Source organism: Modestobacter sp. L9-4 (assembly GCF_019112525.1).
GTDB lineage: Bacteria > Actinomycetota > Actinomycetes > Mycobacteriales > Geodermatophilaceae > Modestobacter.
Window position 1 is genome coordinate 3,766,806 of sequence record NZ_CP077800.1, and the last position, 15,573, is coordinate 3,782,378.

At 74.0% G+C, this 15,573-nt stretch carries 14 protein-coding genes; 11 read left to right on the forward strand and 3 right to left on the reverse strand.

All coding sequences use genetic code 11. The features are described 5' to 3' along the window. Positions 1-59 precede the first annotated feature (59 nt). Positions 60-1,085 (forward strand): quinolinate synthase NadA, encoded by a 1,026-nt coding sequence (gene nadA, locus KUM42_RS17870; RefSeq protein ID WP_237493867.1) that lies wholly within the window; start codon positions 60-62, stop codon positions 1,083-1,085. A 60-nt stretch (positions 1,086-1,145) separates the two neighbouring features. Here the strand turns inward: nadA and KUM42_RS17875 are convergent, their stop codons facing one another. Further along, positions 1,146-2,384: an SLC13 family permease gene (locus KUM42_RS17875; protein WP_237493868.1), complete on the reverse strand. Its 1,239-nt coding sequence runs from the start codon at positions 2,382-2,384 to the stop codon at positions 1,146-1,148. 8 nt (positions 2,385-2,392) lie between these two features. Then, entirely contained in the window at positions 2,393-3,148 is a 756-nt protein-coding gene (locus tag KUM42_RS17880) for a sulfite exporter TauE/SafE family protein (RefSeq protein WP_237493869.1), read from the reverse strand. 26 nt (positions 3,149-3,174) lie between these two features. On the opposite strand from KUM42_RS17880, the gene KUM42_RS17885 reads away from it, so the two are divergent. From KUM42_RS17885 to KUM42_RS17930, 10 genes are all read left to right on the forward strand, one after another. Then, positions 3,175-3,534: a hypothetical protein gene (locus KUM42_RS17885; RefSeq protein WP_237493870.1), complete on the forward strand. Its 360-nt coding sequence runs from the start codon at positions 3,175-3,177 to the stop codon at positions 3,532-3,534. 241 nt (positions 3,535-3,775) lie between these two features. Next, on the forward strand, positions 3,776-4,492 hold the full coding sequence (locus tag KUM42_RS17890) for a prepilin peptidase (protein ID WP_237493871.1): 717 nt from the start codon (positions 3,776-3,778) through the stop codon (positions 4,490-4,492). Between the two features lie 190 nt (positions 4,493-4,682). Then, positions 4,683-4,919, forward strand: a complete 237-nt coding sequence (locus KUM42_RS17895) for a Flp family type IVb pilin (protein ID WP_237493872.1) — start codon at positions 4,683-4,685, stop codon at positions 4,917-4,919. Positions 4,920-5,047: 128 nt separating this feature from the next. Beyond that, positions 5,048-5,533, forward strand: a complete 486-nt coding sequence (locus KUM42_RS17900) for a TadE/TadG family type IV pilus assembly protein (RefSeq protein WP_237493873.1) — start codon at positions 5,048-5,050, stop codon at positions 5,531-5,533. After that, entirely contained in the window at positions 5,521-6,495 is a 975-nt protein-coding gene (locus KUM42_RS17905) for a pilus assembly protein TadG-related protein (protein WP_237493874.1), read from the forward strand. Before KUM42_RS17900 ends, KUM42_RS17905 begins: the two co-directional genes overlap by 13 nt. Before the next feature lie 62 nt (positions 6,496-6,557). Further along, positions 6,558-7,256: a hypothetical protein gene (locus tag KUM42_RS17910; RefSeq protein ID WP_237493875.1), complete on the forward strand. Its 699-nt coding sequence runs from the start codon at positions 6,558-6,560 to the stop codon at positions 7,254-7,256. Next, complete coding sequence (locus KUM42_RS17915) at positions 7,253-8,425, forward strand: AAA family ATPase (protein WP_237493876.1); 1,173 nt, start codon at positions 7,253-7,255, stop codon at positions 8,423-8,425. The genes KUM42_RS17910 and KUM42_RS17915 overlap by 4 nt, the downstream gene beginning before the upstream one ends. Next, the gene (locus KUM42_RS17920; RefSeq protein ID WP_237493877.1) at positions 8,422-9,891 is read left to right on the forward strand and encodes a CpaF family protein; all 1,470 of its coding nucleotides are present in this window, start codon (positions 8,422-8,424) and stop codon (positions 9,889-9,891) included. Before KUM42_RS17915 ends, KUM42_RS17920 begins: the two co-directional genes overlap by 4 nt. Beyond that, entirely contained in the window at positions 9,891-10,832 is a 942-nt protein-coding gene (locus KUM42_RS17925) for a type II secretion system F family protein (protein WP_237493878.1), read from the forward strand. Before KUM42_RS17920 ends, KUM42_RS17925 begins: the two co-directional genes overlap by 1 nt. Further along, on the forward strand, positions 10,832-11,722 hold the full coding sequence (locus KUM42_RS17930; RefSeq protein ID WP_237493879.1) for a type II secretion system F family protein: 891 nt from the start codon (positions 10,832-10,834) through the stop codon (positions 11,720-11,722). The genes KUM42_RS17925 and KUM42_RS17930 overlap by 1 nt, the downstream gene beginning before the upstream one ends. Positions 11,723-12,761: 1,039 nt before the next feature. Here KUM42_RS17930 and KUM42_RS17935 read toward each other — a convergent pair. Next, positions 12,762-15,530 carry a DUF11 domain-containing protein gene (locus KUM42_RS17935; protein WP_304610713.1) on the reverse strand — a complete coding sequence of 923 codons (2,769 nt, stop codon included), beginning with the start codon at positions 15,528-15,530 and terminating at the stop codon, positions 12,762-12,764. Between the last annotated feature and the right edge of the window lie 43 nt (positions 15,531-15,573).

A 15,573-nucleotide genomic window follows, 5' to 3' on the forward strand; every position in this document is an offset into this window, starting at 1 on the left:
CCCCGTCCACCCGGAGGACACTGGAGCAGACCGGTGTCCTGCCAGCAGCTGGAGCACGCATGACCGCCACGATGCCCACCCCGTCCCTCGTCGGGGACGAGCGCTCGATGAGCGCCGCCGAGTACGAGGTGTGGGCCGCCGAGGTCCGCCGGCTCGCCGACGAACGCGGCGCCGTCGTCCTGGCGCACAACTACCAGGTGCGAGAGATCCAGGACGTCGCCCACTTCACCGGCGACTCTCTCTACCTGTCCCGGATCGCGGCCGAGACCGACGCCCGTGAGATCGTGTTCTGCGGCGTCCACTTCATGGCCGAGACCGCCAAGATCCTGTCCCCGGACAAGACGGTGCTGCTGCCCGACCACGCCGCCGGGTGCTCGCTGGCCGACAGCATCACCGCCGAGCAGCTGCGCGAGTGGAAGGCCGAGCACCCGGGCGCCGTCGTCGTCAGCTACGTCAACACCACCGCCGCGGTGAAGGCCGAGACCGACATCTGCTGCACCAGCTCCAACGCCGCCGACGTCGTCCGGTCGATCCCCGAGGACCGGGAGATCCTGTTCCTGCCCGACCAGTTCCTCGGCGCGCACGTCAAGCGGGTCACCGGCCGGACGAACATGTCGATCTGGGCGGGGGAGTGCCACGTGCACGCCGGCATCAGCCCCGCCGACGTCCGCTCGCAGATCGCCGCGCACCCCGACGCGGAGATCCTGGTGCACCCCGAGTGCGGCTGCACCACCTCGGTGCTGGACCTGGTCAGCCACGGCGACCTGCCCGCCGAGCGCACCCGCGTGCTGTCCACCGGCGGCATGGCCGACGCCGCGTCGGCGACCCGGGCGCCGCAGGTGCTGGTGGCCACCGAGATCGGCATCCTGCACCAGCTGCGCGCGCTCAACAGCACCACCGACTTCATCCCGATGAACTCCCGGGCCGCCTGCCGCTACATGAAGATGATCACGCCGGAGAAGCTGCTGCGGACCCTGCAGACCGGCGACGGCGCGATCGACGTGGCGCCCGACGTCGCCGCCCGCGCCCGCCGCGCGGTCGAGGCCATGATCAGCATCGGCGACCCCGGCCGCGGCGGCGAGTGAAGGACCCGGCTGCCCCCCACGACACGCTCCGCGCGCCGCGGGTCCCTGCAGCCGGGCCGATCAGACCTGGAGGGCGAGCCACAACGCGGCGGTGGCGCCGGCGAGGGTGAGCGGCACGGTGGCCAGGCCCACCAGGCTGAACCGCAGCGCGCCGGGGGCGTCGGTGCCCAGCACCCGCCGCCACAGCAGGTTGGCCAGCGACCCGGCGTAGGTCAGGTTCGGGCCGACGTTCACCCCGATCAGCACCGCCAGCACCGTCGGCACACCACCGGCCGCCGCGATCGGCAGCAGCGCGAGGGTCGCGGGCAGGTTGTTGACCAGGTTGGCCAGCAGCGCCGCGATGCCGGCGACGGCCAGCAGCGCCGGCAGGTCGTGTCCGGCGGGCAGCAGGTCGGCCAGCAGCGCCTCCAGGCCGTGCTGCTGCAGCACCAGCACCAGCACCGCCAGGCCCAGCACGAACAGCCCGAAGGGCAGGTTGGCCGCCTGCACCAGGCCAGGGACGCCGATCTGCCGGGTGACCAGCTGCCGGACGCCGAGGACGACGACCCCGGCGGCCGCCGGCCACACCGGACCGACCCCGATCAGCGAGACCAGCGCAAAGCCCGCAACCGTGGCGCCGACCACGACCAGCGCCAGCACCGGGGTGCGCGGCACCTCGGACACCGGCGCGTCGATGGTGTCCTGCAGCTGGTCGCGGAACAGCCGGCGCAGCACCAGGTACTCCACGACCAGCGCGACCAGCTGCGGCAGCACCATCAGCCCGGCGAAGTGCAGGAACGACAGCCCGGTCGCCGCGACCGCCAGCAGGTTCGTCAGGTTCGACACCGGCAGCAGCAGCGACGCCGAGTTCGCCAGGTGGCCGACCGCGTAGCCGTGCGGCGCGACCGGGACCCGCATGTGCCGGGCCAGCGCGACCACGACCGGGGTGAGCAGCACGACGGTGGCGTCCAGGCTGAGCACCGCGGTGACCACCGCGGCGAGCAGGAACACCCGGCCCAGCAGCCCCTGCGCCGAGCGGCCGGCCCGCCGTGCGGTCACCGCCGCCGACCAGCTGAACAGCCCCTCGCGGTCGGCCAGGTCGGCCAGCAGCAGGATGACCACCAGGAAGGCGACGGTGGGCCCGACCTCCCGCAGCGTGGCACCGGCGTCGTCCCACCCGACGGCCCCGAGGGCGGTGAGCAGCAGTGCGCCGGGGACGGCGATCAGCGCCGGGGGCAGCCGGGGTGAGTCGGCGGCGGCAGCGGCGAGGGTGGCGGCCAGCAGCAGGCCGGCGAGGACGAGTGCGAGGGCGTCGGGCACGGGGTGCGTCAGCCGCGGAGGAACAGGTAGACCGAGACCGAGACGCCGAAGACGACGATCATCACCCGCAGCGGGGTGCTCGGGATGCGGGTGGCGACCTTCGCGCCGAGGAACCCGCCCAGCAGCGCGGCCGGCGCGCACACCGCCACGTAGGCCCACTCGACCGGGCCCCAGATGCCGAAGACGACCACCGTCACCGATGCGGTGACCAGCGAGATCGCGCTCTTCATCGCGTTGGCCAGCTTCAGCCGGCCCAGGCCCAGGCCCAGGACGCCGACCAGGATCACGCCCAGCGCACCACCGAAGTAGCCGCCGTAGACGGTGGCCAGGAACAGTGCGACGTAGAGCCAGGCCGGGTCGCCGGTGCGGCCGTCGCCGTCAGTTCGCTTGAGGCGCCTGGTGATCAGCGGCTGGAAGGCCAGCAGGATGCTGGCCAGGAACACCAGCACCGGGACGATCGTGTCGAAGGCCTCCGACGGGGTGGTCAGCAGCAGCACCGAGCCGACGGTGCCGCCGAGCACCGCGGTGACCGCGAACCGGATGAGCCGGCTGCGCTGCCCGCCGTACTCCGAGCGGAAGCCGAGCACGCCGCCGATGTAGCCCGGCCACTGGGCGACCGAGTTGGTGACGTTGGCGGCCACCGTGCCCAGGCCCAGGCTGACCAGCACCGGGAAGAGGATCAGCGAGCCGCCTCCGGCGATGGAGTTGATGCCGCCGGCGAGGAGGGCGACCCCGGCGGCGATGAGGAGGTCGGTGGCGGACACAACGGGCGAGCCTACTGTCGCCGGTCATGAGGGACGACGTACGTGCGCTGACCATGGCCGGGGCGCTGACCGCGACCGGGGTCTTCCACCTGGTGCGCCCGCAGGTCTACGACTGGATGATCCCGCCGGAGCTCGGCCCGGCCCGGCCGTGGGTGCTCGGCAGCGGCGTCGTCGAGCTGGGCGCCGCCGTGCTGCTCGCCGTCCCGGCCACCCGGCGGGCCGGGGGCTGGGCCGCGGTCGCGCTGCTGGTCGGCGTCCTGCCCGCGCACGCACAGACGGTGCGGGCGTCCCGGCACCGGCCGGAGAAGCTGGCGGTGGCACTGGCCCGTATCCCGTTCCAGGTGCCGATGGTCACCAGCGCACTGAAGGTCGCCCGCGCCCGCTGAACCGGCCCGCTGCGCCCGGGCACCGCCGCCGGCCCCCGGGAGCGGAGGTGCGGACGGGCCCAGAGTGACGGCTGGTGCGCAGTGCGGCGAAGCGGGGCGACGTCGGCCGCCGCCAGCTCAACAAGTCGCCGTCGCCGCCGAGACCTCCCCCGAGACGTCCGAGGGGGGCAGCGGTGACGGCACGGACCTGCCTGCGACGGCGCGGTGCCTGCACGTCCGGCGACCGTCCGGCGAGCGCCCGGTGACCGCGCTGCTCTGCGTCGCCGTCGCGCTGCTCGGCGCACTGGCCGGCCGTGCTGTCCACCGGGCCTCCGGCGGTGCCCTCACCCGGCCGATGGACCCCGCGCCCGGCGCCGGTGGCGCAGGCGCTCTCGCCACGCTGCCCGTGACCGCCGTCGGCACCGGGGGAGCGGGCCCCGTGCTGGCCGCAGTGGTGGGTGCCGTGGCGTCGACCGCCGTGGTCCTGCGTTTCGGGGCGTCCGCGGACCTGCCGGCCTGGCTGTGGCTGGTGCTGGTCGGGCTCCTGCTGGGCGTGGTCGACCTCCGGGAGCACCGGTTGCCCAACCGGGTCCTGCTGTGGGGGAGCGGGCTGGCCGTGCTGCTGCTGGCCGGCGCGGCCCTGGTCTCCGGGCGTTGGGACGACCTGGGGCGGGGACTGCTCGCCGGCCTGGCCTGCTTCGGACTGCTGCTGGTCATGGCGCTGATCAGCCCGTCCGGTCTGGGCATGGGCGACGTCAAGCTGGTCGGGCTCACCGGGCTGTACCTGGGCTGGCTCGGGTGGCCGAGCGTGGTCGCCGGTCTCTTCCTGGGCTTCCTCGGGCAGGCCCTGCTGGGCCTCTGTCTGCTGGTGGCTCGGCGCACGGGGTTGAAGACGGACCTGCCCTTCGGCCCCGCTCTGCTCGCGGGCGCCCTCGTCGCCGCACTGCTCTCCGGGCCATGGGCGCTCACGCTCTGGTGATCACCGGGGCGCCGTCGTCACAGCGGGTGACGACGGTGGGCCCGGTGGCGCCTGGTCTCTCCCCCCTGCGGGTGAACCCGGCCGTGTACCGCTCGGGGTCACCCGATCCGGCGCCGACAACCCTCGTGAAGCCGCGACCCCGGATCACTCGATCCGACCAGGCGACGGCCCCTCCCTCAGGAGAAGCACCGTGGTCACCCTCTTCCAGTCGCTCTACACCCTCTCCGTCGTCGCCGGCGGCCGCGTCAACGACCGCATGACCTCGCTCAAGGACGAGAAGGGCGCCAGCGCCGTCGAGTACGCGATGCTCGTCGGCGTCCTGGCGGTCGTGATCATCGGCGCCCTGGTCCTCTTCGGCGAGAAGGTCACCAACCTCTTCAACGGCATCGACCTCAACGCCCCCGCCGCCACCCCCAAGGCCGGCTGAGTCGAGCGCCGTACGACGGCGCTCCTGCGGCGCTGCGGCCGGCTCCTCCCCGGAGCCGGCCGCCGCGCCCGCAGCCCATCCGATCCGCCATCCAGACCAGGTCCGACCCCATCTCGAGAGGAAGCGACGTGCGCGCCACCCATGCTGCCCGCCCTGCCGGCCGGAGCTGTTCCGCTGCCCGGCTGCGTGGCGAGCGCGGTGCCGCAGCCGTCGAGTTCGCCCTGGTCGTCCCGCTGCTGCTGGTGATCCTCCTCGGCATCATCGCGGCCAGCCAGGCGTTCCAGACGCAGGCCCGGCTGACTGCCGCGGCCCGTGAGGGCGCCCGGGTCGTCGCACTGAGCGGCACCACGACCACGACGATGACCGATGCCACGGCTGCGGCCACGGCCGCGGTGCAGTCGGCCGCAGGCGACCTCGGCATCTCCGCCTCGCAGATCACGTTCAGCCGGCCGTCGTGCCCCTCGACCGCCCCGACGCCGACCGGTCCCGCAGCGACCGACCCGACAGCGACCGTCACCGTCACGATCGCCTACAACGGGTCCTTCGGCGCCGGCCTGTTCGGTGCTGCCGGCCTGGACCTCACCGGCAAGGCGGTCATGCGATGCGGCGGCTGACCGGTGCACTCGGCGGTCGTCTCCGCGAGGAGCGCGGCGCCATCGCCATCTTCGTCGCCCTGAGCATGACCGTGCTGATCGCCTTCGCGGCCATCGCCATCGACACCTCGGCCGCGCGCCGGGACCAGCAGCTCCTGCGCAACGCCGCCGACGCCGCGGCCCTCGCCGTCGCCCTGGACTGCGCCCACGCGCTGCCCTTCGTCCCCGACGCCGTGCCGCCCACCGCCTGCCCGGCCGCCGTCAAGGACGCGTCGACGGACACCGCCATCCGCCTGGTGTCCGACAACGCCGTCAACGGCGGCACGGTCACCACCGACCTCGTCGGCCGGAAGGTGACGGTCACCGTCAGCGCCGCGGTCTCGCGGCCCATCCCGATCGGGCCGGGCACCGTGACGGTGAGCTCGACGGCCGAGTGGACGCCGGCGACGATCAGCTACCCGGCCAGCTACCCCCTCGCCCTCTCCTGGTGCCGCTACCTCCAGCTACCCGCCCAGACGCCGTCCCACCCGGCCGGCGAGCCGAACGGGCTGTGGCTCCTGCCGCCCCGGCAGGAGATCACCCCGGCCGCCTGGGTCGGCAACGACACCTGCAGCGGACCGGACGGCTCCCTGGTCCTCCCCAGCAGCGTGATGACCCCGACCGACGCCGGTGCCGCCTGCGGCAGCAGCTCGGCCAAGGGCAGGGACGTGACCGGCCAGGTCTTCCAGCCGGTCGCCTTCGCGGCCCGCACCTGCGTCGCGAGCAGCCAGTTCGGTGCCGTGACCAGCTGGCCCTACGGCGGCTACCAGATCGTCGTGCCGGTCTACGACCAGGTGCGCGGCGACCAGTACCGCGTCCGGGAACACCTCGGCTTCCACGTCATGGGGGTCACCGCCGACGGCGGCCTGTGGGGCTTCTCCACGGGCAAGGCCGACCCCGCACTGGGCACCCCGGTGCCCTCCTCTGTCCGGTTGACGGTCTGACCCGTGGACGTCCCCCGGCCCGCGCCCCGCCCCGTCACCCCGCCAACCCAAGGATGATCATCATGCAACGCCGCCTCCTCGCCGCCGTCGCGGCGTTCCTCATCGCCGCCGTCGGAGCTGTGGTCCTCGTGAGCTACGCGCGGTCCGCCGATGCACGGGCCCAGGCCGGCGAGCAGCTGGTCCCGGTCCTGGTGGTCGGCAGCACCGTCCCGGCCGGCACCGGTGGCGCCGACCTCGCCGGGTCCGTCCGCACCGTGGAGGTGCCGGCCCGCCTCGCCGCCCCCGGCAGCCTGTCCTCCCTGGCCGCCGTGGCCGGCTCCGTGACCACCGCGGACCTGCTGCCCGGTGAGCAGGTGCTCGCCGACCGCTTCGCGGACCCGGCCGCCCTGCTGCCGGCCGGTACGGTCGCCGCACCGGCCGGGACGCAGGAGATCAGCCTGACCCTGCAGCCGCAGCAGGCGGTCGACGGTGCGTTGAAGGCCGGCGACCGGGTCGGCGTCCTGCTGCTCGGCAAGGACGCCTCGGCCGCCTCGCAGAGCCTGGACGGCGTGCTCGTCACCCGGTCGACCGGTGCCAGTTCGTCGACCGACGCCAGTGCGCAGGTCACCGTGACCCTCGCCCTCGACGGCCCGCAGAGCGCAGCCGTCGTCGCCGGGATGCAGCAGGGCACCGTCTGGCTCTCCCTCCAGCAGACGGCCCGCCCGGGTACGACATCCGCTTCCACCGTCGCCGCCACCTCGTCCGCAGGAGCGCAGTCATGAGCACCGTCCTGACCATCGGCCTCGGGGCCGAGCTCGCCGAGCGGTTCACCGCCGCCAGCACGACCGCCACCCACCTCGGCGTCGAGGGACTGGACGCCGACGGGGGCCTGGCCGCCCGTCTCGCGGAGACCGGGAACCCCCAGGTGCTCGTGCTCGGTTCCGGCGTCCCGTTGCAGCGTGCGCTGGACCTGGCGGCATGGGTCGACGTCGCCAGCGCCGCCACCAGCGTCGTCGTCGTCGGCCCGTCGGACCCCGACCTGTGGGTCGCGGCGATGCGCTCCGGCGTGCGCGACGTGCTCAGCCCCGACGCCGGCCCGGACGACGTCGTGGCCGTGCTCCGCCGCTGCGCCGAGCGCGCCCGTGCGCTGGCCACCACCGTGGAGGAGGACTCCGACCACCGCGTCATCGTGGTCGCCTCGGCCAAGGGCGGCGTCGGCAAGACCACCGTGTCGACCAACCTCGCCGTCGGACTGGCCCGGTCGGGCACCGGCTCGACCGTCATCGTCGACCTGGACCTGCAGTTCGGTGACGTGGCGAGCGCGCTGGCCCTGGTGCCCGAGTACTCGCTGCCCGACACGGTGCACGGCGCGGCCAGCAGCGACCCGCTGGTGCTCAAGACCTTCCTCACCCGGCACCCCAGCGGGCTCTACGTCGTCGCCGGCAGCGACTCCCCGGCCGCCGGCGACGCGGTCACCTCCGAGCAGGTCGCCCGGCTGATCGACACGCTCCGGCAGGAGTTCCAGTACGTCGTGCTGGACACCGCGCCCGGTCTGTCCGACCACACCCTCACCGTGCTGGAGAGGGCCACCGACCTGGTCCTGCTCAGCGGCGGTGACGTCCCCGGGGTGCGCGGCCTCCGCAAGGAGATCGACGTGCTCACCGAGCTCGGCCTCGTGCCGGACCGCCGTCACCTGCTGCTCAACATGTGGGACACCGACGGCGCGCTCTCGATGAAGGACATCGAGACCACCATCGGCGCCCCGCTGGACCTCGTCCTGCCGCGCAGCTCGGCGGTGCCACTCTCGACGAACACGGGTGTCCCGCTGCTGCAGGCCGGTGGCCGCGACCCGGTGGCCAAGGGCCTGCAGACCCTGCTCGACCGCTTCCTGCCGCTGGCCGCCTCGGTGCGCACCGGCCTGTTCGGCCGGCGCAAGGCCGGTGCGCGATGACCCTCACCGACCGCATCGCGACCGCGCGGGGCGAGAACGTGCTCGGCCCCGAGCCGGTGCAGGTGGCCCGTGCGGCCGCCGCGCTGGCCAGCCCGGCCAAGAGCCTCGCCGACCGGGTCGCCACGACCGTCGAGCCCGGGCACGAGGTCGCGGCCACGACGGGCTCGGGGGACGCGCTGACCCGGCTCAAGAACCGCGCCAGCCGTGCGCTCTTCGACCGGCTGGGCAACAAGCTCAACGACCCCGACCTGCCCGAGGAGCACCTGCACGCCCTGGTGCGCACCGAGCTGCAGCGGGTGCTCGCCAACGAGCAGACCGCGCTGTCCGGCGAGGACCGCCGGCGGCTGATGAGCGAGATCACCGACGAGGTGCTCGGCTACGGCCCCCTGCAGCCGCTGCTCGAGGACACCGACATCACCGAGATCATGGTCAACGGCCCGGACCGGGTCTACGTCGAGAAGCGCGGCCGGCTCACCCTCACCACGACCTCCTTCGCCGACGAGGCGCACCTGCGCCGGGTCACCGAGCGGATCGTCTCCCGGGTGGGCCGCCGCATCGACGAGTCCTCGCCGCTGGTCGACGCACGCCTGGCCGACGGCTCCCGCGTCAACGCGATCATCCCGCCGCTGGCGTTCAGCGGTTCCTCGCTGACCATCCGCAAGTTCTCCCGCACCCCGCTGCAGGTCGCCGACCTCATCTCCTTCGGGACGATGAGCCCGGAGATGGCCGAGCTGCTGCGGGCCTGTGTGGAGGCGCGGCTCAACATCATCGTCGCCGGTGGCACCGGGACGGGTAAGACGACGCTGCTCAACGTGCTCAGCTCCTTCATCCCGGAGACCGAGCGGATCATCACCATCGAGGACGCCGTCGAGCTGCAGCTGCAGCAGGAGCACGTCGTCCGGCTGGAGTCCCGCCCGGCCAACATCGAGGGAAAGGGCGCCATCGGCATCCGCGAGCTGGTGCGCAACTCGCTGCGCATGCGGCCCGACCGCATCGTGGTCGGTGAGGTCCGCGGCGGCGAGAGCCTGGACATGCTGCAGGCGATGAACACCGGCCATGACGGCTCGCTGTCGACCGTGCACGCCAACACCCCGCGCGACGCCGTCGCCCGCCTGGAGACCCTGGTGCTCATGGCGGGCATGGACCTGCCGCTGCGCGCCGTGCGCGAGCAGGTGGCCTCGGCCGTCGACGTCATCGTGCAGATCTCCCGGCTGCGGGACGGCACCCGCCGGATCACCCACGTGACCGAGGTGCAGGGCATGGAGGGCGACACGGTGACCCTGCAGGACGCCTTCGTCTTCGACTACTCCGGCGGCACGGACCTCAACGGCCGGATCATCGGCAAGGCCGTCCCCACCGGGGTCCGGCCACGCTTCACCCAGCGCTTCGAGGAGCTGGGCATCGCCGTGTCACCGCGGGTCTTCGGGGCTCCCGTGCACCGGACCACCTCGCCGGGGCGTGCGTGATGCCCGTCATCGTGTGGATCGGCGTCGCCCTCGTCGGACTGGCCCTCGCCGGCGGCGTCCTCGTGGTCGCCGGACCGCGGCGCACCACGGTGCCGCTGTCCCGGCTCGCCCCCGGGCGGCAGGCCGCCCCGTCGGGCGGGTTGTCCTCGGCGGCCGTGGGCACCACGGCGGGGGTCGACCGGCTGCTGCAGCACACCGGACGCACCGAGCGACTCGAGGTCGCGTTGGAGCGCGCCGGCATCCGCAGCAAGCCCTCGGAGGTCGTCGTCATCACCGGCGGCGCCGCCCTCGGTCTGGCGGCGCTGGGCCTGCTCGCCGGTGGGCCGCTGTTCGCCCTCGTCGGCGCCGCCCTCGCCCCGATCGGTGCGAAGGTGCTGGTGGGCCGGGCGACCCGACGCAGGCAGACCGCCTTCGCCGAGCAGTTGGACGACGCACTGCAGCTCATGGCCGGCAGCCTGCGGGCCGGGCACAGCGTGCACCGCGCCCTGGACACCGTCAGTCACGACACCGCGGCGCCGATCTCCGAGGAGTTCTCCCGGGTGGTCAACGAGACCCGCGTCGGTCGGGACCTCGGCGCCGCCCTGGACGAGGTCGCCGACCGCACCCAGAGCGAGGACTTCGCCTGGGTCGTGCAGGCGATCGCCATCCACCGCGAGGTCGGTGGCAACCTCGCCGAGGTGCTCGACCGGGTCAGCAACACGATCCGGGAGCGCGGCCAGCTGCGCCGCCAGGCGCGGGCGCTGTCCGCCGAGGGGCGCATCTCCGGCGTCGTCCTGCTGGTGATGCCCTTCGTCATCACGGGCGTGCTGCTGGTGATCTCCCCGCACTACGTCGGCCAGCTCTTCAGCTCCTCCGGCGGCATCACGGCGGTCGCGGTCGCCGGCGTCCTGATGCTCATCGGCTCCCTCTGGATCCGGCAGACCGTGAAGGTGGAGTTCTGATGACCCCGGTCCTCCTGCTGGCGATCCTGGCGGTCGTCCTGCCCATCGGCTGGGCGCTGCACCGGGCGCTGTCGCGGTCGAGCCGTTCCCTGTCGATCGCACGGCGCAACCTCACACGGGGCCTGGAGACCACCGAGCTGCCCCAGGTCGGCTCGCTCGAGTCGCGCGGCACCGGTTCCGGGGCCCTCCTGCGAGCGCTGACGCCCGAGACGGCGGCCCGCCGGATGCGCCGTCTGCTGGACGTGGCCGGCTGGCCCGGCGGCTGGACGATGATGCGCACGTTGTGGAGCAAGATCTGGCTCGGCCTCGGTGTCCTCCTCCTCGCCGGCTGGTGGTTCGCCGCCTCGCCCGGCCTGGTCTCGGCCCTGTTCCTCGTCGTGCTGCCGATCGGTGCCTACCACCTGCCCGAGCTGCTGCTGTCGAGGATGGGCAAGAGCCGGCAGGAGCAGATCGCCCGTCAGCTGCCCGACGTCCTGGACCAGATGGTCATCTGCGTCGCCGCCGGGCTGGGTTTCGAGGCCGCGATGTCCCGGGCGGCCACCAACGGCACGGGCGCCCTGGCCGCGGAGCTGACCCGGACGGTGCAGGACATCGCCGTCGGCCGGCCGCGGCGGGAGGCCTACGAGGGCCTGGTCCGCCGGTCGCACGTACCCGACGTCCAGCGCTTCATCGGTGCGGTCAACCAGGCCGACGCCTACGGGGTGTCGATCTCCGACGTCCTCCGGGTGCAGGCCGAGGAGATGCGCGTCAAGCGCCGTCAGCGCGCGGAAGAGGCGGCGATGAAGGTGCCCGTCAAGGTCACCTTCCCGCTCATGGTCTGCATCCTGCCGGCCCTGCTCATCATCGTGGTCGGCCCGGCCGTCATGGGCCTGTCCGGCGTCTTCGGCTGACGCCACCGGTCGCGCCACACACCCGAGAGGCCCCGCACACCCGCTCCAGGGTGGGCGGGGTCTCGTGCGTCCGCGGTCCGCGCTGTCCGGCCCCGGCCCCGTCGCTGTCCTGTCGGGCCGGTGCGGCTGCGTGCCCAGGACGTGCGGCTTGTCGCGGTCGTGTGCCGGTCGGCTCGGGCCGGGCTCGGGGCGCTTGCCCAGGGAGGGGAGATCCTGGGTCGCGGGTCCTCGGACGGCCTGACAGCCACCCGAGGGCCGTGGCCTCGGGCGCCGCAACGGCCGTCGCCTTGTACGACCCGCCCATCACCCCACCGCCCCTGCGGGAAGCCGGAGTCGGCGGCCTCGAGGACGTGGCAGACCGAGGTGACGGTGCCCAGGAACGGCTGGTCGCGGTCCGCGCCTGCGCCGGCGCGTCCGCCGGGCAGCCCCGGGCAGCCCGGCGGACCCAGGCGACCGCACCCGACCCCGTCCGGTCGGGCAGGTGGGCCGACCGCACCCGTCGCCGGACGTGCGGCGGGGCGGGAACGGCGGGGGAGGGCCTCGGGTCATGGCGCGATGACGACCGGCGGTCCGACCGTCGAGGGCCTCGCACGGGACCGCCCGGGCGGTCCGGACGGTGGTCCGACGGGAACCGGGCAGGCCGGAGTGGGCGAGATGAGCGCCGCGGACCCATCGAGCCACGTGCACCGGCCACGTCACCGGGCCGTGGCCCGCTCGCTGGCCACGGCCGGCGCGTCACCAGGGAGCGGGACGCCTGACGCAGGGGCCGCCAGCGGACGCCGGTTCGCGGCGCCGTGCGCCGTGCAGGAGACCTGGGCGCCGGACGAGCACACCGCTCCGGCACCGGTGGCGGAGCCGCACCCGTCCGGTCGAGGGGCGTGGCGTCTCCGGGCGACGGAACGGCGGTCGGACGCGCACCGGCTGCTGCGGGCGGGTCAGCGGCGGACAGGGCTCCGCCGACGGGTCAGCGGTGACAGTGCTCCGGCCGGTCGGTCACGCCGTCCCGGCCGGTGCAGGGCGGCGGGTGCCGCCGCCCCGCTCACCGGCCCGTCGAGGCAGGGACCCCCACGACGGAGCTCGCGGACGCCGTCCGCAGCCAGGGGGCCGGCAGGCCCAGGACCGGGGCCGGCGCCAGCACGGACGTGATGGACGAGGGGGACGGCTGCAGGGTGGACGTGGTGGACACACCGGACGCCTGCAGCGCCCCGGCCGACGGCAGGACCGTCACCACGGACCCACCGACCGACGGCGAGCGCACCTCGGTCCCGCCGACCCAGGAACCGGTCACCTGCGCCGTGGTCTTCACGGCCAGGCCGCTCACGTCGGCGGCGGTGACCCGCTGCGGCAGGGCGGCGCGGCAGGCGGCGGTGGCCCCCTTCGGCAGGGTGCCCGCCTGGCAGGTCGACGGGACGGCGTTGCCGTTGGCCAGCAGGACGCTCAGGCCGGTCACGTCGACGTCCCCGGTGTTGCTGACCACGTAGGTCCAGACGACGTCGTCGCCGGTGGCGGCACCGCGGGTACGGCGGGTGTCGGTGATCGCCCCGAGCACCGAGACCTGCAGCGACGGTGCGCCCACCAGCACGATCGTGTTGCTGGTGTTGTCGGCCGTGTTGGGGTCGAACGTCGAGGCGTAGGCGGAGGCGTACACGGGTGCCCGGCCGGGGGCGGTCGACTTGGCGACCGGGGCGGTGCCCTTGATGACCGCAGAGGCGCCCGGCCTCAGGGAGGGGATGGTGCACCCCGAGTAGCTGCAGTAGGGGCTCGACGGCGGGTTCACGGTGAAGCCCGCCGGAGCACCGCCGGAGATGCCCACGTTGACCGCCGTCGACGGGCCCGCGTTGGTGATGGTCAGCGTGTAGGCGGTCGACCCGCCGAGGGGGACGTTGCCGGGCGGCACGGTGAGCACGGCGCGCACGTCGGCCACGGCCGTCATGGTGCGGCTGACGGTGGCCGTGTTGTCCGCAGCGGCCGGGTCCGGCGTCGTGGCGGTCACCGAGACCGTGTTCGACAGGGTGCCGGTGAGGCTGGGGTCGGTGAACAGCACGACCGTCACCGTCGTGCTGGCACCTGCCTGCACGGCGGGGACCGTGCACTGCAGGCTGGCGGGGCTGCCGGGCGGCACCGTGCAGGTGCCGCCGGGCACCGAGCCCCGCGGGTTGGACGTGCCGGTCGGCAGCACGTCGCTCAGCACGACCGAGCGGGCGGTCGAGGGGCCGCGGTTGGTCAGCACGGCCGTGTACGTGACGTCGGTCCCGGCCACCGGCGGTGCGGAGCTCGTGCTCAGCGTCACCCCGACGTCGGCCACCGCCGTCAGGTCGTCGGTCGCGGTCGCGGAGTCGTTGCCCGGGGTCAGGTCGCGGCTGCCGGTGGTGCCCGTGACCGTGAAGGCCAGCCCGCGGACGGCCGGCGGGGTGTCCGAGAGCACCGTCGCGGTCACCGTGACGGTGGCCGTGGCGTTCCTGGTCAGGGTGCCGACGTCGCAGGTGAGGGTGCTGCCGGACACCGTGCAGGTGCCACCGGGCGTGCTCCCCGTGACGGCGGTCAGCGCGGCGGGCAGCTGACTGGTCAGCCGGGTCGCGTAGGCGTAGTCCTGGCCGGAGATCGAGCTCGTGCCGCCGAGGTTGGTCAGCGTCGCGGTGTACGTCACGGGCAGGCCGGCGACGACCGCGCCGGTGCTGGTCCGGGCGACCGTCACGGCGACGTCGGCGACCGGGCTCAGGACCATGCTCGCCGTGTTGGTCGTCGAGGTCTTCACCGTGTTCGCGAGCGGGTCGGTGTAGGTCACGACGGACTCGGAGGTGGAGGTGCTGGGCTGGGTCGAGGGGTCGACGCGGACCTGGTAGGTCACCGTGCCCACCTCGCCCTCGGCGAGGGAGCCGCCGGTGGTGGAGGTGGCGCCGGTGCCGAGCCGGACGACGACCTGCCGCGTCACCGGGTCGTACTCGCCGAGGTCGTCCCCCTTCCCGTCGCTGACGGTGGCCGCGCCCGCGGGGCCGGTCACCCGGATGGAGCCGGGCACGAGCGAGGTGCCGGCCGGCAGGGGGCTGGACAGGCTGGTCCCGAGGGCCGGGTTCCCGCCGCCGCTGGTGGCCCGGACGGTGATGGTGAGGACGTCGCCGGCCTGGGCGTAGGGGCCGCCGGAGGAGGAGGTGACGTCCTGCGTGCTGACGAGGCAGCCGTTGGTGCCGAAGGTGATGTCGTCCAGGAAGTTGCCGATGCTGAGCTTGCCGCCGTTGGTGCTGACCGCCCCGAAGGAGAAGCGGGTGGTCGTCTGACCCGCGGGGACGGTGTAGAGGCCGGAGTACCTGCCCCAGGCGCTGGTGTCGTCGGTGATCTGCCGCTGCTCGACGAGGGTGTCGCCGGCCGGGCCGATGCTCACGGCCATCGTGTCGGCACCCGTGCGACCGCGGTGGGCCAGGCTCCAGCGCATCACCGTCCCCGGGATGGTGGGCAGGTCCTGGTAGAGCGCCGAGGGCTTGTTCGCGTTCAGCTCGGCGTGCTGGGTCCCCCCTGCGGCGGTGACGCCCTCGTGCACGTTGTGCCAGATCTCGATCTGACCGTCCGAGGCGGTGGTCTTCCAGCCGGGGACCTTCGACTGGTCGAAGAAGGAGAGCTCGTTGACCTTCACGGCCGGCAGCTCGAAGCCACCGTTGACGAGTCCGACGGCGTTGGCGCACTCCGTCGGGGTCTGCACGGCGTCCGCGGTGGGCGCGGTGGCGACCACCCCGCCGACCGTGACGACGAGGGCGCAGGCCAACAGGGCGGGCCACCAGGTCCGGACCGGACGGCGCGGCACGATCGTGACCACCTGTGGACTCCTCCTCGGGGCCGCCGGCACCTCGCCCGCGGTC

Excerpts from the sequence above, each read along its gene's own strand:
- nadA (WP_237493867.1), top strand. The coding sequence starts at position 60 with ATGACCGCCACGATGCCCACCCCGTCCCTCGTCGGGGACGAGCGCTCG.
- KUM42_RS17885 (WP_237493870.1), top strand. The coding sequence starts at position 3,175 with ATGAGGGACGACGTACGTGCGCTGACCATGGCCGGGGCGCTGACCGCG.
- KUM42_RS17905 (WP_237493874.1), top strand. The coding sequence starts at position 5,521 with ATGCGGCGGCTGACCGGTGCACTCGGCGGTCGTCTCCGCGAGGAGCGC.
- KUM42_RS17910 (WP_237493875.1), top strand. The coding sequence starts at position 6,558 with ATGCAACGCCGCCTCCTCGCCGCCGTCGCGGCGTTCCTCATCGCCGCC.
- KUM42_RS17915 (WP_237493876.1), top strand. The coding sequence starts at position 7,253 with ATGAGCACCGTCCTGACCATCGGCCTCGGGGCCGAGCTCGCCGAGCGG.
- KUM42_RS17920 (WP_237493877.1), top strand. The coding sequence starts at position 8,422 with ATGACCCTCACCGACCGCATCGCGACCGCGCGGGGCGAGAACGTGCTC.
- KUM42_RS17925 (WP_237493878.1), top strand. The coding sequence starts at position 9,891 with ATGCCCGTCATCGTGTGGATCGGCGTCGCCCTCGTCGGACTGGCCCTC.
- KUM42_RS17930 (WP_237493879.1), top strand. The coding sequence starts at position 10,832 with ATGACCCCGGTCCTCCTGCTGGCGATCCTGGCGGTCGTCCTGCCCATC.